Annotated in this window: 17 protein-coding genes and 1 pseudogene; 12 read left to right on the top strand and 6 right to left on the bottom strand. The window is 41.6% G+C overall.

Features of this window, described 5'->3' with window-relative positions; translation table 11 throughout:
- Positions 1–9: 9 nt before the first annotated feature.
- Positions 10–2,934 (bottom strand): bifunctional [glutamate--ammonia ligase]-adenylyl-L-tyrosine phosphorylase/[glutamate--ammonia-ligase] adenylyltransferase, encoded by a 2,925-nt coding sequence (gene glnE / locus AC27EZ_RS04330; protein ID WP_487134143.1) that lies wholly within the window; start codon positions 2,932–2,934, stop codon positions 10–12.
- Positions 2,935–3,129: 195 nt separating this feature from the next.
- Between glnE and AC27EZ_RS04325 the strand changes: the two genes are divergently transcribed.
- The gene (locus AC27EZ_RS04325) at positions 3,130–4,035 is read left to right on the top strand and encodes a DUF350 domain-containing protein (RefSeq protein ID WP_487134142.1); all 906 of its coding nucleotides are present in this window, start codon (positions 3,130–3,132) and stop codon (positions 4,033–4,035) included.
- Between the two features lie 9 nt (positions 4,036–4,044).
- Here the strand turns inward: AC27EZ_RS04325 and AC27EZ_RS04320 are convergent, their stop codons facing one another.
- Positions 4,045–4,437 (bottom strand): GIY-YIG nuclease family protein, encoded by a 393-nt coding sequence (locus AC27EZ_RS04320; protein WP_487134141.1) that lies wholly within the window; start codon positions 4,435–4,437, stop codon positions 4,045–4,047.
- Positions 4,438–4,732: 295 nt separating this feature from the next.
- Here AC27EZ_RS04320 and AC27EZ_RS04315 point away from each other — a divergent pair, with 295 nt between their 5' ends.
- A complete protein-coding gene (locus AC27EZ_RS04315; RefSeq protein ID WP_487134140.1) occupies positions 4,733–5,800 on the top strand; it encodes an XrtA/PEP-CTERM system-associated ATPase in 1,068 nt (355 codons plus the stop codon).
- Between the two features lie 100 nt (positions 5,801–5,900).
- On the opposite strand, the gene AC27EZ_RS04310 is transcribed toward AC27EZ_RS04315, so the two are convergent.
- The 4 genes from AC27EZ_RS04310 to AC27EZ_RS04295 are packed head-to-tail and all read right to left on the bottom strand — an operon-like array spanning position 5,901 to position 10,756.
- A complete protein-coding gene (locus AC27EZ_RS04310) occupies positions 5,901–7,607 on the bottom strand; it encodes a TIGR03016 family PEP-CTERM system-associated outer membrane protein (RefSeq protein ID WP_487134139.1) in 1,707 nt (568 codons plus the stop codon).
- The gene (locus AC27EZ_RS04305; RefSeq protein ID WP_487134138.1) at positions 7,561–8,526 is read right to left on the bottom strand and encodes an XrtA-associated tyrosine autokinase; all 966 of its coding nucleotides are present in this window, start codon (positions 8,524–8,526) and stop codon (positions 7,561–7,563) included. Before AC27EZ_RS04305 ends, AC27EZ_RS04310 begins: the two co-directional genes overlap by 47 nt.
- Positions 8,526–10,094 (bottom strand): XrtA system polysaccharide chain length determinant, encoded by a 1,569-nt coding sequence (locus AC27EZ_RS04300; protein WP_487134137.1) that lies wholly within the window; start codon positions 10,092–10,094, stop codon positions 8,526–8,528. Before AC27EZ_RS04300 ends, AC27EZ_RS04305 begins: the two co-directional genes overlap by 1 nt.
- 29 nt (positions 10,095–10,123) lie before the next feature.
- Positions 10,124–10,756 carry an XrtA/PEP-CTERM system exopolysaccharide export protein gene (locus AC27EZ_RS04295; protein WP_487134136.1) on the bottom strand — a complete coding sequence of 211 codons (633 nt, stop codon included), beginning with the start codon at positions 10,754–10,756 and terminating at the stop codon, positions 10,124–10,126.
- Between the two features lie 151 nt (positions 10,757–10,907).
- On the opposite strand from AC27EZ_RS04295, the gene AC27EZ_RS04290 reads away from it, so the two are divergent.
- The 10 genes and pseudogenes from AC27EZ_RS04290 to AC27EZ_RS04245 all read left to right on the top strand — a co-directional run bounded on the left by AC27EZ_RS04290 (position 10,908) and on the right by AC27EZ_RS04245 (position 23,255).
- Complete coding sequence (locus AC27EZ_RS04290) at positions 10,908–12,320, top strand: TIGR03013 family XrtA/PEP-CTERM system glycosyltransferase (RefSeq protein WP_487134135.1); 1,413 nt, start codon at positions 10,908–10,910, stop codon at positions 12,318–12,320.
- Between the two features lie 14 nt (positions 12,321–12,334).
- Positions 12,335–13,171 (top strand): XrtA system polysaccharide deacetylase, encoded by an 837-nt coding sequence (locus tag AC27EZ_RS04285; protein ID WP_487134134.1) that lies wholly within the window; start codon positions 12,335–12,337, stop codon positions 13,169–13,171.
- Complete coding sequence (gene xrtA, locus AC27EZ_RS04280; protein ID WP_487134133.1) at positions 13,152–14,639, top strand: exosortase A; 1,488 nt, start codon at positions 13,152–13,154, stop codon at positions 14,637–14,639. The genes AC27EZ_RS04285 and xrtA overlap by 20 nt, the downstream gene beginning before the upstream one ends.
- 5 nt (positions 14,640–14,644) lie before the next feature.
- A complete protein-coding gene (locus tag AC27EZ_RS04275; RefSeq protein WP_487134132.1) occupies positions 14,645–15,454 on the top strand; it encodes a glycosyltransferase family 2 protein in 810 nt (269 codons plus the stop codon).
- Positions 15,455–15,460: 6 nt separating this feature from the next.
- Positions 15,461–17,371: an asparagine synthase (glutamine-hydrolyzing) gene (gene asnB, locus AC27EZ_RS04270; RefSeq protein WP_487134131.1), complete on the top strand. Its 1,911-nt coding sequence runs from the start codon at positions 15,461–15,463 to the stop codon at positions 17,369–17,371.
- A gap of 2 nt (positions 17,372–17,373) precedes the next feature.
- The gene (locus AC27EZ_RS04265; RefSeq protein ID WP_487134130.1) at positions 17,374–18,516 is read left to right on the top strand and encodes a glycosyltransferase family 4 protein; all 1,143 of its coding nucleotides are present in this window, start codon (positions 17,374–17,376) and stop codon (positions 18,514–18,516) included.
- Positions 18,516–19,799, top strand: coding sequence for an O-antigen ligase family protein (locus AC27EZ_RS04260; protein WP_487134129.1), 1,284 nt, complete (start codon positions 18,516–18,518; stop codon positions 19,797–19,799). The genes AC27EZ_RS04265 and AC27EZ_RS04260 overlap by 1 nt, the downstream gene beginning before the upstream one ends.
- A gap of 9 nt (positions 19,800–19,808) precedes the next feature.
- Positions 19,809–20,681, top strand: coding sequence for a hypothetical protein (locus tag AC27EZ_RS04255; protein ID WP_487134128.1), 873 nt, complete (start codon positions 19,809–19,811; stop codon positions 20,679–20,681).
- Between the two features lie 39 nt (positions 20,682–20,720).
- Entirely contained in the window at positions 20,721–22,220 is a 1,500-nt protein-coding gene (locus AC27EZ_RS04250; protein WP_487134127.1) for a lipopolysaccharide biosynthesis protein, read from the top strand.
- Positions 22,213–23,255: pseudogene (locus AC27EZ_RS04245) on the top strand (acyltransferase family protein). Before AC27EZ_RS04250 ends, AC27EZ_RS04245 begins: the two are co-directional and overlap by 8 nt.
- Positions 23,256–23,258 lie beyond the last annotated feature (3 nt).

The following is a 23,258-nucleotide window of genomic DNA, read 5'->3' as shown; positions in this document are numbered from 1 at the left end:
TACTGCATTTTATTTTGTGAATAGCGAATTCCAATACCGGCTAACGGTGCTTCGCATCGCCTCTAAATGCGCAGAATCATCGGCATATTTTGTGTCGGCAAGCGTAAGGTGGTGATACTGCTCCCTAAGTGCTAAGTACGCTTGCTGCAATTCGTTGGCTTGTATTTGCTCAATAATGCCGGTGTCGGCTGCCATGTCTAAAATACGCAAATTATCGGTGTAGCGCGTTATTTCATTAATGGTATTTGCGTTAGCAAGTACCCAATACTGTGTCATAAATTCAATATCAGTAATGCCGCCCACACACTGCTTTAAATCCACTTTGTCACCGTGTTCGGTAAGTAGGTGAGTGCGCATCTTTTCCCGCATTTTGCGTACATCATCGGCCAGTGTCATGTTATCTCGCGCCGTTGATAGTATGGCATGGCGAACCGCATTAAAATTGGTTAGCAGGTCTGTGTCGCCGTACACAGCGCGTGCGCGCACCAAAGCTTGATGTTCCCACGTCCAGGCTTCTTCACGCTGATATTTTTCGAACCCGTCTATGTGACAGCACAACAAGCCCGCATTACCTGAAGGTCGCAAGCGTAGGTCTGTTTCGTAAAGTTGGCCGAACAATGTTTTAGTGTTCAGCAAATGCATAATACGTTGAGACAATTTAATGTAGAACTGTTGCGCTTCTATCGATTTTTTGCCATTCGTTACTGCGTCGCGAGGGGCGTTGTGCAAAAAAACAAGGTCAAGATCAGACCCATAGCCTAGCTCGTAACCGCCTAGCTTCCCGTAACCAATAACGGCAAACCCTTTTTGAAGCTCGCTTTCACCTTGTGCTAATACATCGCCATTGTCTAACAAATGAGATGGTACGCCATAGCGGTCAACCATTTGAAACCATGCAGCGTTTACAGCATGTTCTAGAACCACCTCAGCTAGCACCGTTAACTTGTCACTGACATTTGAAATAGGCAGCGACCCACTAATATCACTGGCTGCAATACGCAGCTGTTGGCACAATTTAAACTGGCGAAGCATATCCATAATGCGTTCAACGTCGTCAAGTTCAACGCGCAACATGGTTTCTCGTAACTCTTGTTTGTAAGCAAGTTTACTGCTGACAATATCCGTGTTTTGTTGTTGCAAATAAAGTGGGCTAAGCAACTCATCAAGTAGCAGTGGAAAGCGCTTAATTTCACTGGCAATCCACTCGCTGCGATCGCAAAGTTTAACCAGCTGTTTTAATACATCAGGGTTTTCTAACAATAAATCGAGATAGGTGGTACGGCCGGTTATCGCCGTAATTACGCCCAGTATACGTTTTAACAATTGCTGCACGGTTGTGGGGTTATGAGCAATAAGCGCATATAAAATTTCGGGCATGAGCTTGTTAAGCGTGTCTTCACCTCGCTGTCCTATGCGGTAGTGTCGTTGGTTTCCTTTGAAATCAGACAGCAGCGTAAAAACATGTTCAGCGTCTTCTTCGCAAAGCATAGGCGCGAAGGTTTCTACAAACTCACCTTTATCGAGTGTTAATTGCCATGCATCTCTGCATGTTTCAAACAGCGTATCATGTTCATCATGGGTGTCTGCCTGCTCTTCAACTAGCTCGTTGAAGTGGCTGTGAACGCGAGTCATCACACTGTCTATTTCGCGTAGCAGGGCGTCATAATTATCATAGCCCAGTACCATACACAGAGCATGCTGCTCCCAGGTGTTATCCGGCAGGGTTTGGGTTTGTTTGTCGCGGCATTGCTGAAGAGTGTGTTCTATTTTTCGTAAAAATAAATAATCGGAAGCAAGTTGTTCGGTAACATCGTTCTCTACAATGTCTAATTTTGAAAGCGCTGAAAGCGTAGTAAGTAATGACTTACTTTGTAGTAGTGGTTCACGGCCACCGTGGATAAGTTGAAAGCTTTGGGCAAAAAACTCTACTTCCCTAATGCCGCCCGCGCCTAACTTAATATTGTTGTTCAGCCTTCTTCGTCTTATCTCAGTCGCAATAAGCTTTTTCATGTTGCGAAGGGCATCTATTGTGGTGAAATCTAAATACCGCCTAAACGTGAATGGTTGTAAGATCGCGCTAAGTGCCTGCGCGCTTTCACTGCCATCATGGTTAATAATGCGTGCCTTAATCATGGCAAACCGTTCCCAATGACGTCCCTGTTCTTGGTAGTAGTCTTCAAATGCTGAAAAATGCATAACTAGTGGCCCAGACTCGCCAAAAGGGCGCAATCGCATATCAACGCGATATACCTGTCCGTCGGTGGTTACTTTATTGAGTGCTTGAATAAGCTTTTGTGCCAAGCGGGTAAAAAACTGCTGATGTTCTAGGGGCTTTCTTCCCCCTTGTGTTTCGCCTTTCTCGGGGTAAACGAAAATAAGGTCGATATCTGAGGAAAAGTTTAGTTCTTTTCCGCCAAGCTTTCCCATTCCAAGAATATACATGGGCATGGCTACGCCATTGCAATGCGGTGTGCCATGCTTCTCGCTTAGCATGTTAAACAGCCATTGGTACGCACCATTTATCAGCGTATCTGCAAGGGCCGACACGTGGCTAAGCGAGGTTTCAATACCTTGCTTGTTCAACACATCACGATAGGTAATAGCCGCCATGTGCTTGTTTCTAAACTGGCGAAGTGCACGCAATAGCGCATCTTCATTGGTAACCTGCTGTAATTCAGTATCCAATGCGCCTTGATAAAATTTAACCGGGTCTACATCACGCAGGCGGGTGTCAGAATGGTAAACAATATCGTGTAGCCAATCGGGGTTAGCAATAACGGTTTCGGCCAAAAAGGTAGAGCAACCAAATGCACGGCATAGTTCGTCTTGGTGGCGAATAATCGTGTCGGGTAATGGGCCTTTCTCGGTTAGTTGCTGCCAAAAAGTGTGCCCACGTTGATGGTTATCAATGTTATTTGCGCTATCTGTAGGCATAATAGTGTTTTACCATTCTCTTAAATAAAAAAGCGTGTTTTCAAACCGTTAAGCTAGTTTAACGTAGTATATATAGCACACCGCCACCGATAAAGGACGAAAGCGGGCGATAGCGGGTGACATCGCCAGCCAAGCCAGTGCATACAATACAAAAACATAACGCTAATGAAGTAGTATTCAAGGAGCAACGATAACGTGGAAGCATTATTAAAACTAGTCCCCATTGCGCATGACTTATGGGTTTACCTGGCCATCGACATTGGGATAGTACTTTTCTTGCTCCTGATAATGAAATGGCTTTCAGGGGCTAGGCGTCAATACTCGGTGACAGAAGAGCTTGGCGTGAAGGACAACTTTGCATTCGGTATAAGCATCGCTGGCGGCATGCTGTCGTTGTGCATTGTAATGAGTGCGGTGGTGGGGCGCCATGTGAGCGAAGGGTATACGCAAGCCGCGGTCGGTATGCTTACGTTCGGCATTGTAGGCGTATTGCTGGTAAAAGTAGGGCGTTATGCTCACGACAAACTTGTTTTAAACCAACTCGATACGCAAGCATTAATTATTGATCGAAGCGTAAGTGTAGCCTTAGTTGATGCCGCCAGCTTAGTTGCCAGCGCCATTGTTCTACACAATATTATGGTATGGGTAGATGGCAGCGACATGAACGCCATCATCGCCATTGTTACGGGCTTCTTAGTGGTACTTACCATGCTATTGGTTATGACCCGCATTCTTGAATTGCGCTACGCCAAAGATAATCAAAATGGGTCGTTTCAAGAGGCGCTTAAAAATGGGCAGCTAGCCTTAGCCATTGAACACAGCGGTAACTTGCTAGGTACGGCTATGATTGTTTCGGCTGCTAAGAGCCTGCTGGAATACGATCCGTTAGGCTATGTAAGCAATGTTACGGGGTGGTTAATAGTAAGTGTTACGCTGGCTATTGCGCTGCATCTTCTTGTTATGCTGAGTAAAAAAATCATATTGTTTGGCATGAACTTTAGACAAGAAGTCGACCATCAACACAACGTAGGCGTAGCGGCGTTGGCTTTTACACTAAGCATTGGTAACGCGATGATTATTAACGGTGTGCTTGGCGGATAGGCCAGTACATTACAGGTTAAGCGATGCTTTAACGCAGCAGTATGATTGGAAACTCGCTTTGGTAACAATGGCGAGTTTTTTTGTTTTAGGTAACTGTTTTACTTCGTACTCCAGTCGCGCGGCTGTCGACTTATCGCCCACCTGAAATATGACTTTAAATGCCAGAGGCCCTTTGCCACGTAGTGCTTTTGCGCCGCCTACCAATTCGCCCCTGTGCTGGCGTATTCGCCTCTCGGGGTTGTTAGTAATACCGGTATAAAGCTGCCCTGTTTTATTTTCGATAATATAAAGGTACCAGGGCGCGGGTGAAGGCGTTTCACCATTATTTAACGCGCTGTCGCCACACGCACTAGGTTGAGTATTACGTTGGTGGGGTTTAGCGGTGTTAGTTGATATACTCACAAACAAGATTTCATCTATCGAAAAAATGGCCTAAAAATAATATGACCAAAGATATTATCAGATATCGGCCAAGCTAACGCGCTGATTGTTAGCACCTATATGGTAGCTAACAAAAGTTAGCACCGCTAAAGGTGGTAATGTCGGGTGCACATTCATGTGCTTACCTTTGGCGATGCAGGGTTTACCACCGCGAATATTAAACGAATTACTATGAATAAACTCAAGTAACTCGTTTAAAATTTAAGTATTATAAAACAGCGTATTTTTTCAACGGTTATTCAACACGGTATTTTGCATGTACGAAAGTTATTATGGACTTAACTCGAAACCGTTTCAGTTAACACCTGACCCAAATTTTTTCTTTGCCAGTAAGTGGCACAAGCGTGCTATGTCTTATTTGCAATATGGCTTGTCTCAAGCCGAAGGCTTCATTGTAATTACTGGCGATATTGGTACAGGTAAAACGACAATTGCCAATAGCCTATTGGCCGAAATTGAAGACGATATTGTTGCTGCACAAATTGTTACGCCTAAGCTGTCGCCCGATGAATTAGTAAAAATGGTGGCTGCTAAGTTTGATATTGAGACAGAAGGGCGGTCGAAAGCAGAAATCCTTAAAATGCTTGAAGTGTTTCTGTATGACTTAAGCGTGGTAGGGCGCCGTGCTCTGCTTTTAGTGGATGAAGCACAAAACTTACCTTTAGAAACGATTGAAGAACTGCGCATGCTGTCTAACTTCCAGTTAAATGGTAAGCCACTTATTCAAAGCTTTCTATTAGGGCAAGAAGAGCTACAGCCTATTCTTCGCGCGCCTAATATGGAGCAATTCAGACAACGTATTGTAGCGTCGTGCCACTTAGCACCACTATCGCTAGACGAATGCAAAGAATATATAGAATACCGTTTACATCATGCTGGCTATAACGGCTCTAACTTGTTTTCAGACGAAGCTTACGACTGTATTTTTCAGTTTACCCGTGGCGTACCCCGTAAAATTAATACCCTAATGGATAGAGTATTGCTGTACGGGTTTTTAGAAGAGGTAGACACCTTCGGCAGTGATGAAGTAAGCGAAGTGATTGCCGAAGTAAAAGCGGAAATGTTCGAACCACAAGAGGCGCCGGCCGCTCAGCCTGAATCGCTTATTCCACAGCAGGTAGGTGATGACGGCAAGCAAATTATTACGCCAGCGGGTAATACGGTTCGCGATACGCAATACTATTTAGACATGCTAGCAGAGCTAGTTGATGCGTTAGACGATGCCATTGGGCATAAGGTTAAAATGACGCAGTACATCGACAAGCTCATGAAGAAGAAGTTTAAAACTTACGTAAGGCTTAAGAGTACGGACAAAACGGAATAGAGAAGATATAGCCAAAGCAAGCGAATACAAAAAGGGCCTCATACGAGGCCCTTTCTTAATTTTTTTGTCGCAAAACAATCGACAGTAGTATTAGTTCCGCTTACTCGTAAGTGTAACTTAACGAGAGGGTAATACGTCTGTCGGTGAAGTTGGCACCAAAGAAACCGCCACCGACACCGCCGCCGTTAATTAAGTCGCCACTGCGGTCAATATACGAAAGATCGGCACCCACGGTCAGCGAGCGTCCTAGGGTACGTTCAATACCCATAGTGGCATTCCAGTTGTCACTTTCGCCGCTAATGGCTTGCTGCTCTGAACGTTGCTCAATATTAGCGTAATTCACGCTGGCATTTAAATTGGTGTAGCTTCCAATTTTATAAGCAAGGGTAGAGCCTAGTGAGTATGTGCGCGTTAATCTGTCTTGGTCTAGTGCATCGTCTAACGAATAGCGCCAAGACATGCCTAACGTTACCCGCGAAAAGTCGTAACCCATTTGGAAGTTACTGCTTTTACGCACAATAATATCGTCGTTAAACTCTACGTTCTGTGTAGATATTTGTACAAATTGTTCATTGGCCTCAGGCACATAAGCGAGGCTGTTAGGCTGGAAACAACTGGCAATAGAGTTTGAGCTTACTGGGCAAACAAACACCCCTAAATTCTCGGGGTTTGCTAAAAGCCTCGACGTATTAGTAACGTCTTCAGAGTAACCAAAAGCAGTCCGGAAATATTTAGAATTATAGCTAATGTTTGCAGATGCAGTTTCACCAAAGAAACGCCTTCCATAAGTCGCGCTTATTTGAGTGCGTGAACTTAGTGCCCACTGAATATCAACACCTATAAAGCTTTCGTTATTGTCATCCTCAAGGCTTGAATCGCTAGTATTCGCAGTAAGGGAAATATAACGATTGTTGCTTTGTCTGTAAGTAATCCCCGCACCGTAAGAGTTAAACTCACGTACTAGGCTGTTTGTGTCAGTTCTATCCGATATTTGGTTCGCTTCATGAGACGCAGTAACGCGTACTGCCCAATTATCAAACACATGCATATCTACAAAACCCGACCCTGTTCGCGATACGAACTCACCGTTATTGTTTTGCGCTCTATCTGTATTTTGATATGCGCCGGTAAGGTTCCAAATTAGGTACTTGGCTTCATCGCCGTTGGTTAGGGTGCCAGACAGCTGATAGGTGTCGTTATCAAGGGCAAAACCGTTATTCAGTGCGTTACGCTCAGAGGCTACATCGGAATACGATGCCGTACCTTGGCCGCGAACCCAATCGCCTTGTGAAAGCGTAATAGTAGTGCCGAAACGGTTAGAGCGTGTTTTGGCGAGTGCGTCTGCATTGGTAAAAAAGTCAGACACTAAAAAATTACCTGCCTGCGCATTTTGATAATTCAACGCGCCCGATGCCTGAAAAGTAATGAGCTCATCTACCGGTGCCCACTCCGCAGAGTAGCTGTATTCACCGTAATTATCTTCACGGCTGTTGTCGTCACTATCTCGGGAAATATGGGTAAGCTTACCTTGCCATAACCCGTTAAACGTACGCGACTGATACGCGACGTTTACACTGGGGTTAACCGATAACGTATTTAGCGAAAAGTTACCATTCTCTTCAGATTCAACATCTTGAAAAATGCCTTTCGCTGACGCAGTTGCGCTTATATCTAACTTAGCGTTTACGGGCCCACTAACACTAGTTAATAGTGCAGCGGCAACTACCAAGGCAATGTTACTGTGCCGAAAAGCTAATTTGTTATTTATTGCGCTCGGCATAGTAATATCCATAATATCCGCTTCCATCGGTATCGTTATGTACGCTTTTATTTACCACAAAGCCTATTGCCATTTCTGGGTTTAAACGCTCTACCGACATTTTTATGTCGCCAATTTTTGCTTTGCCTTCTTCCACTACCACAACGGCTTGGCCTGCAAAATTCGCTAAAATAGCACTTTCAGTAATACCAATAAGGGGGGGCGTATCAAAAATTACAATACGGTCTGGGTAGCGGTTCGCAAATTCATCTACCGTCTCGTGCATTTTTTGGCTAGCCAATAGTTCGGTAGATAAATGGTGCGATTTACCTGCAGGGATAATCTTTAATTTTTCAATATTGGTAGGGTAGAGCACATCTGAAATGTCTTCTACGTCACCCGTTAAATACTCCATCAAGCCTTTTCTACGCTCAAGGCCTAACGTATTTAATACGTTAGGCTTTAACACGTCTGCATCAACCAATAGCACGGTTTTATCTTGCTCTGCCGCAATACTTAGTGCCAAGTTAACTGCAGTAAAGGTTTTCCCCTCGCTAGGCCTGCTGCTACTTACCATAATTATATTTGGGTTATGTAGCGTTTTCGCTAGGCTGCCAAAGGCATTCGCCAGTAGCTTTCGCTTAATTTCACGGTATTCTTCGTTTATCTGTTTACGTTCGCCCGCTATTGAAATGTGGCCTTTTTCTTCTAAACGCTCTAAATCAATTTTAAATTCCGGTAGCGCAGATGATTGCCCTTTTTCTGAGCTTGTAGTAGCGGGTTCTGGACTAGGTGCTACGTTTTGTGGATCAGGAGAAGGGGACGCTTGAACAACAGGAGTACTGTTCTCAGTAAGGTCCGCTCGTTTTGCTGGCTGAGGCTCAGGTACAGAATTTTTTGCTATTTCTTGTTGCTTTCGCTTTGCTTCATTCTGCTTCTGCAACGCTTTTTCAATGGTGTTTTTCATTAAAGCATGCCCCTAAATAAATCGATATTCATAATTTCAGCGGCCATTAAAACAGCGTACATAGCAAATATCATCCCAGAGGACAAAAGAAATACAAATAAACGCATGCGATTAGTTTTGTTAATTTGCTCAATGTTTAAATGCGTAACGGTACCCCAGATAGGATAATCGGTTAAGGCTAACAGCTGTTTTGGCCTTATCAAGATAGGGTTTAGCTGGCTAACTAAAAAGGCAACAGCAATACCTGCTCCAAAACCTATAATCAACACTGCCGTATAAAATAATACTCGTTTAGGGCCGGCAGGTGATTTTGGCATCAAAGGAGGCTCGATAATTCTAAACTGTAAATCCTCTGATGACACATCTGCTCGTCGAGACAAGTCGGCAGACTCTTTTCTTGACAGTAGCTCTTCGTACTTACGTTTAGTAATGCCATAGTCGCGGTTCAGTGCAGTAGATTCGGCTTCAATCTGCGGTATTAAATCAACCTTACTTTCAAGTTCTGCAATTTTTGCTTCTAAGTCGGTTTCTTTCACGCGTAACGACGCAACTTGGCTTTCTAAACGACTGGCTTCCAGTTTAAGCTCGCGGTTTAGTTCACTTAAAGGTTGCGTGTCGTCATCATCACCTGCTTGTAAAAATGCTTCTATTTCTTTCGCTCGAGATGCTTCCAAACTTTCTAATAAGGCTGCCGTTTCAATAACGTCAGGGTGTTTGTCGGTAAAACGAAGGCGCAAGCGGTCAAGCTCTTCCTCAAGACCTTTTATTCGCTCGTCGTACCTAGTGCGAAGCACAGGTTCATCTTGATTTGTTACTCCAAAGCTATCTGCAGTTTTTCCGCTACCAAGCTGTTTCTTTAATGATGCCGTTTGCTGTTGGGTTTGTTTTATTTGAAGACGTGTCGCTTCTAAGTCATTGTTCAGTTGTTGTAAGCTAGAGTAATAGGTTCCTGCTAACGGCAGTATGTCGTTATACTGGCGCTTGAAATCGGCTAATCGCTGCTCAGATTCAGAGAGTCTAGCTTCATATTCACCTAACTGTTCATCTAAAAAGCGGCCCGCAGTGTCAGTATCTTTTCGGTTGTTACCAAGCGACCCTTCTACAAACAAATCTAACGTTTCTTGAACCACTCTTTGTGCAACTGCTGGCATCTCGTTAGAAAATGAAATGTTGTATATGTTGTCCCTGCCAGTTGATGACAAGTTGATATCTTTTGATAACCTTGTTACTAACGCTTCAAACTCGTCTTCTGTCGATGTTGTGATATCCAAATCGCTTTCTCTGGCAATTTTCTCCACATTACTTCGGCTAAGTAATGTTTTCGCCATCATTTGTATTTCTTGGTCGGGATTGGTCTGAATAGCTAAACCGCGAAGCAATGGTTGGAGTACCGAGCGGGTGTCTACGAAGACTTGTGCTTTGGATTCGTAAACATCGGGAAGGGTTGCGACATATAAAAAACCTACTGGGCATATAAGCCATGAAAAAATCATCACGTAGCGTTTTTTTATCCAGATTCCTTTTAAATAATCGAGAACCTGGACGAGCGTTTGCTGTAAATCCTGCATGTTATTAATTGTTCCGTTTACTGCTAGAACTAGAACCAAGCTTCCGGAATGATAACAATGTCGCCAGGCAACATGTCTACATTCTCTGAAATATCTCCATCGCGAATTAAGTCATCAATGTTGATATCGAAAGTGGTTTGTTTATTGTTTATTACTCTTACCAGTTTAGCGCCGTTTCCGTCAGCAAACTCGGTTAACCCGCCCACGGCTATCATAAGGTCTAGCAATGTCATGTGTTCAGTGTAATTCACCGCACTTGGGTTAGTCGCCTCGCCAATAACACGCACCTGTTCACTTAACGGGCCGGTAAAATTATTTACACTAACGGTAACGCGAGGGTTGTTGATATAAGTAGACAGTTGCTCTTCTATTTCACGGGCAAGCATAGTAGGCGTTCTACCCGCTACGTCGATATCTTCAACAAGCGATGTAGTTACTTTGCCATCAGGGCGAACAATAAATTGCCCCGACACTTCAGGGTTACGCCATACAAAAATAGTAAGCGAGTCGCCCGGGCCAATTAAGTATTGGTAATCGTTTACGTCGGTTGTTAACGACGCTCTGGTAGTAGATTCAGGGAGTGCCCCCGTATTACTACAGCCTGAAATGAATAGTGTTAGTAGTACTGCAAAACAGATTTGTAAGCGTTTAAAGCTCAACATAAGAGATCATCCTACACTCATTATGGTTAAATTCTAACTTTCGGTGGATACCCTACGGTAATTGTCACTATAATGCCAACAACAATTCTAGTCTATTAGAATAAATCCCTTTATAGTGGGAATCATAGCGGTAGTTTTTTGGGGGCCAGGGGTGGCAGTTAATAAAAGAAATCAGAATAAACGCTCAAATATATTAGTACTTACCGAGGCAGTCCTCATAGCGTACATGGGGTATATTTCTCATTTTATCCTTACGCAGTTGGGGTTGGCGGCCAATGTCGATATAGAAAAATTAATTGTGAACGTGGGCTTGCTCACCGTTTCTATTCTTTTGTGTTCGCTGTCGGTTGGGTTGTACGAGGCTAAATTGCGTGAAACCTTCAGGGGAATAATACGCAGAATTTTTGTAAGTGTAGGGTTAAGTTATTTTCTTGTTGAGGTAATTAGTAGGGCGTTTTTCGACCAGTTGGTAATGGATTCGTATTTCTTACCTGCCGCGGTAAGTGCCATCATTATTACGTTAGTCGTATTTCGCTACTTTACTAACCGCTTAGGGTTGCTTGGTTTAGGCAAAGTGCGCATTGTTGTACTTGGAGCGGGCGAACGTGCCTCTATAATAGAAAAGCGTATGCGCCGCGACGTAGACCGCATAGCATTCGATTTGTTGGGCTTCGTACCTATTCCGGGTGATAACCGCGAAGACGGCATAAAGCAGGAAAAAATTATTCATGTAAAAGTAGATGAAAGCTTTCAACAATTTATTTTAGATAACGACATTGAAGAAATCGTCATTGCCTGCGATCAACGCCGAGGCACTTTACCGGTAGAGGTACTGTTCGAATGCAGGCTGCGCGGTATAGAAGTTACCGAATTGCTCGATTTCATGGAACGCGAAACCGGGCAAATAGTTGTAAACTTAATGTACCCAAGCTGGGTTATTTACTCAAATGGCTTTCAAAGCCAAAACTATCTTCGCGACGCCCTCGATTACACCTTAAATGCCTTTTTAGCGTTTATTGTGTTCTTTTTTGTTTGGCCCATTATGTTGTTTACCGGCCTCTTTATTTATTTAGATGATGGCTTTAGAACTGGCGTGTCTGTGTTCTATAAGCAGGAGCGAGTGGGGTTAAACGGGCAGCTTTTCAAAATTATTAAATTTAGAAGTATGCGCCCCGACGCTGAAAAAGACGGTGCCAAATGGGCATCGAAGAACGACAGTAGGGTAACTCGTATTGGTAACTTTATTCGTAAATACCGCGTAGATGAATTACCTCAATTACTTAATGTGTTTAAAGGTGAAATGGCGTTTATCGGGCCGCGCCCAGAGCGCCCCGAGTTTGTTGAGCAATTAGTGAAAGAAGTACCCTATTACAACCAACGCCATAATGTAAAACCCGGGTTGGCAGGGTGGGCACAGCTTAACTACCCATATGGTGCCAGTGTTGAGGATTCAATGGAAAAATTGAAGTTCGACCTTTATTACGTTAAACACCAAAGTTTGTTACTGGATATCTTAATATTAATACGTACCGTTGAAGTGGTGCTATTCGGCAAAGGCCGTTAGTAAGGGCGATGAGCATGAAGTTAGATAATCGCCTAAATGCGATGACGGTTGATGTTGAAGACTACTTTCAAGTATCGGCCTTCGAAGGTGTAGTAGATAAAAAAGATTGGAACAGCATAAGTTTACGGGTTGGCGACAATACGCACCGTTTGCTTGACTTGTTTGCAGAAAATAACGTTAAAAGTACCTTTTTCACGTTAGGTTGGGTAGCCAAACGTTGCCCCGACGTCATAAAGCGTATAGTAGATGAAGGCCATGAGCTGGCTAGCCATGGGTTAGAGCATCAGCGTGCTACTACGATGAGCAGAGATGCGTTTATAAAAGATGTGGCTGATAGTACGGCAATACTAGAGGACACCGGCGGTGTCGCTATTAAAGGGTATCGTGCCCCTAGTTTTTCGGTGAACAATACCAATACTTGGGTTTACGAAGTATTAGCTGAACAAGGTTTTGTTTACTCTTCTAGTACATACCCAATACAACATGACCTTTACGGAGTGCCTGATTGGCCGCGTTTTAAGTATGAACGCGAAGAAGGCATTATAGAGATACCCATTCCAACTATCCGTAAAAACAATGCAAACACGGGTATCGGTGGTGGCGGTTATTTCAGGCTTTACCCTTACTGGCTATCTAAAAAACGAATTATGCAGTTCATGGAGTCTGAGTCAGCACCCTATAGCTTTTATTTTCATCCGTGGGAAATCGACCCTGATCAGCCATACATTGCCAACGCTAAATGGCTTTCAAAATTTAGGCATTACGTGAACCTATCAAGAATGGAAGCAAAAATTGATAATTTGTTAAAGGATTTTAACTGGGGCAGTATGTATGACACATACATTAAGTAGTGAGGCTGCATCGTACAATAAAGTTACATTGGCGGTAGGCCAGGCAGTTGTGTTGTGTGTTTTTGCAGCACTATGGTTAGCAATGTATTTCACTACATTTGCAGATATTGTGTCTATTTGGTTTTCGTCTACGACATTCGAGCACGCGGTATTAATTGTACCCGTGGCGTGCTGGTTAATTTATAGAAAACGTTATGCATTCAACTTGGCAGTTAAGCGTAACATGCTAAGTAATGTTGGCTTTATAGGGCTAGTGGGCTGCACTGTTCTTTATTTGGTTGGAAAGCTTGCCTTAATTGGTGCCGTTGAACATTTTGCCGTTATGGCAATGCCGCTTTTTTTTGTTTGGGCAGTATTTGGCACCGCTGTATTAAAGTTATTGTTGTTCCCCTTGCTGTTTCTTTTGCTTGCCGTTCCCTTTGGTGAGTTCTTAATTCCCGACTTGCAAGAAGTTACCGCAGACCTAACGGTATTTATGTTAAACGCCGTTAATGTTCCCGTTTATCGAGAAGGATGGTATTTACAAATACCAGAGGGTTTATTTCACGTGGCTGAAGCGTGCAGCGGTATTCGCTTTCTTTTTTCTACTATTACTATAGGGCTTCTTATTGCCCACCTAGATATTGTTTCGCGCACCAAGCAAGTAGTATTTATGGTATGCGTATGCTTAATACCCATTTTAGCCAATGGTATGCGCGCATTCATCATGGTGTATATCGGGCATATTAGTAATATGGAAGCTGCAGTTGGCTTTGATCACCTTGTGTATGGTTGGGTCTTCTTCTTTATTGTAACCGTGCTAGTGTTATTGTTCTCACGTCTGTTTTACGACAATAAACCACTTCCCGCGATGAATAAGAGTACGTCTCAGCTATCAGTAGCGAAAACTCACGTTGTATTTGCTGCAATAATTTTAATATGTGGCCCAGTATTTATGGTGGCGTTCAATGCTGAAAAATCTACGCTGCTCGAACAACTGCAAGAAGAAACCACAGATCAAACCGAGCCTAAAACCATCGATGGCTGGAAGCCAATTTATACTAATTACGATAAGCAGCAGTACGCTAATACAAGTATTAATGGTGTTGATATTAGCCTTTATAGCTTTACCTATTTCACAGAGCGAAACGATAAAGAGTTAATAACTTGGAGTAATAAACCATACGACCCCGAATTTTGGTCGGTGGCAGAGTCTATTGCGGCTACCTATGAAAGTGAATTAGGCATTGTTCACTATAAGTATTTACAATTGAAAAACGGCGGTGGTCGCACAATTAATGTTGTATATACTTGGCGTGTGGACGGCCTTTACACCGCAAACCCGATAAAGGCAAAAGCAACCCAGTTGCTTAGTAAGCTTTCTTTTGATGACTTTGGTGGTACAGCGTTATATGCTGCTAGCTCACAAATGGTATCTCCAGAAGTACTTATAAAAACGCTCATGAATAAAGAACAAGAAAGCGAGTAAGCATAGTGGATATTTCAGTTGTAATCCTTTCATTTAATTCGGCAAAGCATATTGAACGGTGCTTGTCAGACCTGCATAGCGCCTTGCAATCGCTTACTTTGGCAGCCGAAGTTTTTGTTGTAGAAAATGGCTCGTCAGATGATTCGTTACGCCGTATTGAGGCGTGTAAATCTCAATACGGTGACGCCCTCAAAATAATCAATCTACATAAAAATACTGGCACGACGTATTCTCGAAACCAAGCGCTAAAACAAGCAACGGGTAAATTTGTGCTGGTGCTAGATTCTGATGCGTATGTAAATGGCATTGCGCTAAACAGATTAATGAATTACTTAAATGAAAATGACAGCGTAGGGTTAGCCGTTCCTAAAATTACCTATGCGTCTGGTAACTTTCAGTTATCCTGCGACAAATTTCCCACCTTAGTTGGAAAAGCTAAGCGGTTTTTATTTCTAAAAAAGATGGAAGCTAAGCCTAGCGAGTTGTCTGCTATTCAGCAGCCAGTTGATGTAGATTATGCTATTTCCGCGTGTTGGATGTTGCCCAAACATGTAGTTGATAAGGTTGGTTTATTGGATGAAAACATCTTTTATTCACCTGAAGACGTTGATTACTGTATTCGCGTGTGGAAAGCGGGTTACGAAATTCACTATGTACCTGACGTTTCGGTTATTCACGATGCACAAGAGCTCTCGAGAGGCTTCAAGCTTACACGTTTTCACTTCTCTCATTTAAACGGAATTTTATACTTAATGAAGAAGCATAAATATTTCTGGGGGTTAAGCGGGCTTTATAAAAGCATGCAAAGGAGATAACCAGACGTGTGTGGTGTTGTAGCGTGGGTAAGGCAGCCCTCAGAGTGTGAAATTGACGAGTCTATACTTCGTAGTATGACCGAGTCGTTGCGCCATAGAGGGCCAGATGGCGAGGGTTATTATACAAACAAGAATGTTGGCTTAGGGCACAAGCGGCTGTCTATTTTAGATGTAGAAAAAGGCGCCCAGCCCATAATAAATAACAATATAGCACTGACGTATAACGGCGAAATTTACAATTTCAAATTATTAAGAAAAGAGCTTGAAGCGTTAGGGCATGTGTTCAAAACTAATTGTGACTCTGAAGTGCTACTTCACGGTTGGCTTGCCTGGAAAACCGACTTAGTAAGTAAATTACGCGGCATGTTTGCCTTTGTTATTCACGATGCGAATGACAACGTGCTTTATATGGCACGCGATAGATTAGGCATTAAGCCATTGCACTGGAGTATTACTAAGCAGGGCGATTTGCTGGTTGCCTCTGAACTGAAGGGCGTGCTGGCCCACCCATCTGTTACGAAATCATTAAACCATAGTGCGGTTGAAGACTTTTTTTCGTTAGGTTATGTAGCCGACCCTAAAACTATATTTTCAGGTATATTTAAGTTACCGCCAGCGCACCATGCATTGATTAAGCTGGAAGGGGAGGGTAATCACAACTTATCGGTAGTGCCTGAATGTTACTGGAATATTGAAGACTTTGTTTCCGATGAAAAACCTGATGAACGAGCAATAACGGCTGAGTTTGAAGCGCTAACCGAAGACGCGATTAAAGTTCGAATGCTAGCCGACGTGCCATTAGGTAGTTTTTTGTCAGGCGGTATAGATTCATCGGTCATTTCAGCAGTAATGCAAAAGCATAGCGAACAGCCCATCAATACGTTTTCCATTGGGTTCGATTTGTCTCAGTACGATGAGTCTTTCTATGCGAAACAGGTTGCGGATAGTTTGGGCTTTAAACATGTAAATACTAACGTATCGATAAATGACCTCACCTATTTAGACACGCTAATCGATATTTACGACGAGCCGTTTGCAGATAACTCTGCAATACCCACTTTCATACTGTCGGGTGTTGCCGCAGAACATGTAAAAGTGATTCTATCAGGTGATGGTGCCGACGAGCTTTTATATGGTTACCGTAACCATAAAATGTTGTGGGTAGAAGAGAAGATTAGGCGCTTGATGCCATCAAAACTGCGCCATGCGGTATTCGGTTCGCTAGCAAAATGTTATCCTAATTTGAATAAAGCGCCTAAGTTTTTGCGGGGTAAAACAACGTTAAATGCCTTGGCAGGTAGTGCCATTGCAAGCTATCACAATGCAATTTCAATTACCGACCAAAGCCATTTAGCGCGCATTTATTCACCGCAGTTTAAAACCGCATTACATGGGTACAGTAGTTTGAAGCTATTTGAGGACATTGCGAAAAAGAGTAAAAGCCGCGATGCGTTAAAAGCTATACAACTTGTAGATTTTAAAACGTACCTTGCTGGCGACATATTAACGAAAGTCGACAGAGCAAGTATGAAAAACTCACTTGAAGTGCGGGTTCCCTACTTAGATCACCATTTAGTAGAAAAGGTATTAGCGGTTTCGCCGACGTTAAATTTGTCGTGGGACAGTGCAAAGCGTGTGCTTCACAAGGCTTTTGATCATTTACTACCTGAAATTGTTACTAAACGCAGCAAAATGGGGTTTTCTGCCCCCATAGATGAGTGGCTTAGACAGATCCCAACACAATCACTGCAAAGTAAGTTAACAGGAGGAGCGCTGAAAGATACGGGCTTATTTGATGAAGCCGGTATAAGTGCGCTACTACAAGAGCATCATGACCGTAAATTCGACCACGGTATGACAATATGGTCACTTCTTATATTTAATGCTTTTGTAAATAAGCATTTTGGAAAACAGTAAACGTGAAAATACTTTACCACCATAGAATAGCCTCAAAAGATGGACAATATGTGCATGTTGAAGAGCTAACAAATGCCTTTATTGAGCAAGGCCACGAGCTGTGCTTTGTAGCCCCTCAGGTAAACGAAAACGCAGAATTCGGTGGTGATGGCGGCTTCGTTAGCAAGCTGAAAAAAGCGCTGCCACATGCGTTGTATGAAATTATTGAGCTGGCTTACAGCATTTGGGTATTTTTAAAACTGGCTGTTGCCATTATTAAGTTTAAACCCGATGTGATTTACGAGCGTTATAACCTGTATCAGCCAGCAGGCGTGCTGGCTGCAAAGCTTTTTAACGTGCCATTTATACTAGAAATAAATGCACCATTAGTGGAGGAACGCAGTAAATACAGCGGGCTGGCATTAAAAAACTTCGCAAAAAAAATTGAGAATTTTACATGGCGAGGGGCTGATTACTGTTTGCCCGTTACTGACGTTCTTGCCGACTATGTAAGGGCGGCGGGTGTACCCGATAGTAAACTAGAGGTTATCCATAACGGAGTACGCCAGTATTTCATTGATGAAATGCTAGCGCAGCCAATAAACGAAGATAAGGCTCAGATAACCATTGGCTTTACCGGCTTTATTCATCCATGGCATGGAATGGACAAGGCAATCGAAGCTATTGCCGAGCATAAAGAGTTGCCTCTTAAGTTGGTATGCATTGGCGACGGTGCCATTTTACCTCAGCTAAAAGCGCAAGCAGAGGCTTTAGGCATAGCTGACAAAGTAGAGTTTAAAGGCCTGGTTACCCGAGACAAAGTGCTAAATTATGTGAAGGAGTTCGATATAGCCTTACAGCCTGATGTGACGTCTTACGCATCGCCACTTAAAATGTTTGAGTATATGGCTGTGGGCGCGCTGATTATTGCGCCGAAAACTCCTAACATAGAAGAAATTTTAAGTGACACTACTGCATTGTTCTTCGAAAAAGGAAATCAACACGCCTTCAAAGCGGCGTTAACCGAAGCTATTACGCAATATACCAAACATATCGCGAAGCGAAGTGCAGTAAAACAGAGCGTGGTAGATAAACGGTTTGTTTGGCAAGAGAATTCAAGAAGAGTAGTTACCCTTGCAGCCCATTTAAAAGGTAGTAAACAGTAATGCCGATTACTGCGTTAGGTTTTTTGGCGGTATTTTCAATAGGCTGCCTTGTTGCCTTAAAGCGGCCATTTATAGGCTTATTGTTGTATTTTTTCGTGTTTTATATGCATCCACCAGGAAAGTATTGGGGGGCTTTTTTACCTGAGATTCGGTGGACACTAGTAGTCGCTGTTGTAACGCTATTAAGTACTCTAATGCATGCCAAGAACAAAGGTGCTTGGTTGAAGATCAAAGAATCAAAAATACTTTTATTGTTCTTTACCTACACATGTATCCAAATACCTCTAGTTACTTTTTCAGAGGTGCAAATTGATTATGTTATTTTACTTTTTAAATTGATTATCGTTTTCTTTCTTATAGTTACACTAGTAAACTCTGAAAAGAAGCTGGTAGCTTTGATAGCTGCGAATTGTATAGGTGCAGCATACATTGGGCTTACGGCTTTGCAGACTCATATAAAAGGCCGGTTTGAAGCTGCTGGGTTGCCAGGAATTGAAGACAGTAACTTACTATCCATTCACCTAATTCCAATAATAATGATGTCTTCTGCCATAGTTGCCACCAACGTAAAAAAGCGCTTTTTGATTCTAATACCACTAGCTCTAACCGCGAACCTACTGTTTATGTCAGGTAGCCGTGGTGGAATCGTTGGTTTGCTATTAGCTGGTGTCTGCTTTGTTTTTTTTGCTCCTAAACTTAAACGAGCTCTCATTTTTAAATGGGCTGCAGTAGCTGCCATTGCTGGACTAATGTTAGTTGGCCCTTTAATTGTTGAAAGATTAAATAACGTTATAAATGCAAATGATACTGAGCAAATAGATAAAAGTGCGTATTCACGGTTTGTTATTATTGAATCTCAATGGAAAATGTTGAAAGACTACCCGCTGTTTGGTTTTGGGCATAGAGGAACATTGCTATTAAGCCCTTTTTATGTACCAGAAGATTTTATGACCAACACTGAAATTGGTGGGCGTCGAGCCTCTCACAATATCACCATGAGCTTTTTAGTTGACCACGGAATCGTTGGAGCATTTTTATACTTTTGGTTGGTTTTCACTGCATTTATGAGAGTCAAGGAGGTTAAGCGCACGTCCGATGAAACGATTAATGTTAAGCTGATACTGTTAGGTTGCTGTAGTGGTTTGCTTGGTATAATGGCTGCAAGTCAATTTTCTAATAGCAAAGTTTTAGAGATATCGATTTGGATGATAGCCTTAATTGCTTCAATAAACTCAATTTTTAAGAAGTATAAAAACCACGATTTATTAGATAAAGATAAATAACGAGTAATTATGGATATTGAAGAAAAGCTGTATCGAACGGGAAAAGGGCATTGGAATCATTTTTCATTAGAGTTGAAGCAAATATTTGAAGCTGCAGAGAAGTGGAAGTCGAAAACAAATGGCTATGAAAAATTATGGCTATGCTGGAATGTTGATCCAGATTGGTGCCTTATACAACAGCAGTTAGTGAAAGATGTTGGATGGACGCCGCTTGTTGGCTCTGACCCAAGAGCAAAAGCACCTGTTTTGCTTGATGGTGCAATTGAAATTGACTTTAATCAAGATTTAAAGCTCCCGATGCTTCACATGATGTTCCCTATCGAATTTGCTTTCCTATACACAAAAAAACTAGCATTTTGGCATTCAGATTTACTGGTCCGTAAGAGAAACGTTTCATATTTAGCTGAAGTATTTGGGTCTTTACGGGAAGGCGACATCGCCGTAACCAAGCCTAATCGAGGCATCATGAACACTATATTAAATAAATATAATAGATACTGGGAATTAGCGGGTTGTACAACTCAAGCAGCCAGTAAGCACCAGTTTGAGACTGGCTCAGGTTGGTTTGGTCATGTGGCCTATCATCCAAACTCACCACAAGCAGAGTTTACAAAAAGATCTAAAATTTATTACGACCATGGTAGTGGTATAAAATACTGGGCTAAAAACCTTAAACCTAAAAGTTCAAAAGTCTATTTGATTCCTGAAAAAATATTAGATGAAGGTCACTGCACTCGCATTAGAAGCAAAAATTATGTAGCTCAATCACCTAATAATTCTAAACGAAACTTGGCATTAGACTTGTCTTACAATTTTGATCTTAAGGCTGAGTGCGAAAAACTTGAATTGAGCAAAACATATAAAAAAGTTTTACCTGAATAGAATAGATAACGACAAGCTTTAAAACATGACTATAAATAAATGAATCAAAAACATTCGCCAAGATTGGCAAAGAGTGCGCTACTAATGTTAGTTACTCGCTTAATTATTAATGCTCTAGGCATCATTAGCTCTCTCATTTTAGTGCGTATTCTGTCACCTCAGGACTTTGGTGTAGCAGCAATTGCTATGTCGCTATATAGCTTAGTTAGTTTGTTTGGTGACTTTGGGTTGAATACTGCGTTGATACAGAAAAACAAGTTGGAAAAAAGCGACTATGATACAGGTTTCACTATTAACCTAATGTTTGGCGGTTTTGCTTGTTTATTCTTTGTAATTATTGCAACTCCAATTGCAGTTTTTTTTGAAGACCCTCGCCTAGAGTCGGTGATCTACGCTGTTTCATCGCTGTTTATAATTTCTAGTTTCAAAAATATTAAAGTAGTAGACTTCCAAATCGAGATGAATTTTTATCTCGAACTTAAACTTCAAGTTATACCCAAGTTAATTAGCTTTTTCGGGACGCTATTAATGGCGTATTTATTGGAGAGCTATTGGGCTTTAATTTTTGGTTCACTTCTTGTCACCTTACTCAACATAATTTTCAGCTATGTGATGCTACCCTATGTGCCTTCATTGTCATTAAAAGGGGTAGGCGCATTATTTAACTTTTCTAAATGGATAATGTTGAATAACTTTTTTTACTATTTAAACAATAAGAGTGTTGACCTAATAGTAGGTAAGTTTATTTCGACCTCAGCAGCGGGTATCTACAGTATAAGTAAAGAAATGGCGACATTGCCAGCTACAGAAATAGCTGCGCCTATTAATAAGGCTGCATATCCAGCGTATGCAAAACAAAAGCATAATTTTGAGTCGCTACGTGAACTGTTTTATCAGACAACGTCAATGATCACGGTAATAGCACTCCCTGCATCATTGGGGCTAATGATCACCGCTGATTACTTTGTCCCTACAGTACTAGGTGACAAGTGGATGTCGGCAATTTCAGTTATTCAATTATTATCAGTTTTTGCGTTCATCAGCTCCGTTTCATCAAATAATGGATATATTTTCTTAGCACTCGGAAAGCCAAAGGTTACGACACTTATTTCAGCAGTAAGAATACTGTCATTTTTCGGATTTTTGTTTGGTTTTAATCTGATTGAAAATATAGAAGGCCCAGCACTAGCTCTCATATTGAGCTCTCTTGTCAACCTGTTTTTTTCATACTTCTTAGTTCGTCGTGAGATATCAATTTCGCTAACTAAGACTTTTATCACAAATATGCGAGCAATTCTTTCTAGTTTGGTTATGTGCACACTATTATTTTTGATAAAGTATTACGTTAACTTTGATATTAACTTGTTAAACTTTTTAATATTAGTTTTTTTAGGTATTGTATTTTATTCAGGAACTACATTAACAGTGTGGGTATGCGTAGGAAAGCCGGAAAGCGTTGAAACGTTGATTGTAGAAAAGCTCTCGCAAACTCTAAGAAAGTTTAGAGTTCTAAGGAGGGAAAAGTCAGATAATGAGTAATTTATATCGGTTAGTCTCTTTAGATGCCTTACGGGGAATTGCAGCCGTAGGGGTGGTAGCTTATCACTTTACATCTCTCTTTGCGATTAAGTTCAATTACCCTGAGTTGTTAGGTTTATTCCCTGCAGCCTCGTCACACATTGGTCGTTATGGTGTTGAGCTTTTTTTTATCATAAGTGGCTTTGTGATATCGATGTCTATCGAAAATTCTAATAATGTGTACCGATTTTTTGTGTCTAGGTTTGCTCGACTTTTTCCTACATTCTGGGCTGCAGTTTTTTTTCGTCGTTTTTTATTTGGGTGTTTAATGGACAATTTGATATCTTCGTTCTACTTAAAAACTTAACGATGATCCCTAATTTTCTCGGTGCTAAAAACATAGATGGCTCATATTGGACTCTTAGTTATGAATTATTTTTCTACATTGCAGTAGCGACAATTTTTTATCTTTTTAAATCTATCCCTATAATATTAATGATCGTAATTGGCATTGGAATTTCAGCCTTGACAGTATTGAGCTCTATATTTGACGTCTATCTTAGTTATAAATTTAAAGCTTTGATGCTAATTCCTCATATTCATCTGTTTTTAGCTGGTTTTCTTTTTTACAAACTGTGGGAGTCAAACAAATTACGAACTACCCAAACATGGTTTATATATTTTATACTGTTTTTCTTGATTTTAGCTCAGTGGCTGTTGGCTGAGACAGACTACTCTCGCCATAACCTTACTTCAAGCATTATGGTAACAGTCTTCTTTCTAGTGATGATTCTCGTAATAAAAGATAAATTATCTTTTTTAAGGCACCCAATACTTGTCTACTTTGGTACGATATCTTATTCGTTATACCTCATTCATCAAGAAGTCGGCTACATTTTAATTAATCAATTTATTAACTTTACCGGTAGCTATTGGTTGAGTATGCCTTTAAGTTTCTCTGGTGTAATATTAATAGCCCACTTTATGCATCGATATATTGAAAATCCATCTAATAAAATTGTGAAGAGATACCTATTGCTCTTTCAACCAAAATAAAGT

Source organism: Alteromonas sp. 4NH20-0056, assembly GCF_057539655.1.
This window is presented reverse-complemented; position numbering and strand designations above follow the sequence as displayed.

Bases quoted from the DNA above. Each gene is read 5' to 3' on its own strand.
- glnE (WP_487134143.1), bottom strand. From the start codon at position 2,934: ATGCCTACAGATAGCGCAAATAACATTGATAACCATCAACGTGGGCAC.
- AC27EZ_RS04315 (WP_487134140.1), top strand. From the start codon at position 4,733: ATGTACGAAAGTTATTATGGACTTAACTCGAAACCGTTTCAGTTAACA.
- AC27EZ_RS04310 (WP_487134139.1), bottom strand. From the start codon at position 7,607: ATGGAAGCGGATATTATGGATATTACTATGCCGAGCGCAATAAATAAC.
- AC27EZ_RS04305 (WP_487134138.1), bottom strand. From the start codon at position 8,526: ATGAAAAACACCATTGAAAAAGCGTTGCAGAAGCAGAATGAAGCAAAG.
- AC27EZ_RS04300 (WP_487134137.1), bottom strand. From the start codon at position 10,094: ATGCAGGATTTACAGCAAACGCTCGTCCAGGTTCTCGATTATTTAAAA.
- AC27EZ_RS04295 (WP_487134136.1), bottom strand. From the start codon at position 10,756: ATGTTGAGCTTTAAACGCTTACAAATCTGTTTTGCAGTACTACTAACA.
- AC27EZ_RS04285 (WP_487134134.1), top strand. From the start codon at position 12,335: ATGAAGTTAGATAATCGCCTAAATGCGATGACGGTTGATGTTGAAGAC.
- xrtA (WP_487134133.1), top strand. From the start codon at position 13,152: ATGACACATACATTAAGTAGTGAGGCTGCATCGTACAATAAAGTTACA.
- AC27EZ_RS04260 (WP_487134129.1), top strand. From the start codon at position 18,516: ATGCCGATTACTGCGTTAGGTTTTTTGGCGGTATTTTCAATAGGCTGC.
- AC27EZ_RS04255 (WP_487134128.1), top strand. From the start codon at position 19,809: ATGGATATTGAAGAAAAGCTGTATCGAACGGGAAAAGGGCATTGGAAT.
- AC27EZ_RS04250 (WP_487134127.1), top strand. From the start codon at position 20,721: ATGAATCAAAAACATTCGCCAAGATTGGCAAAGAGTGCGCTACTAATG.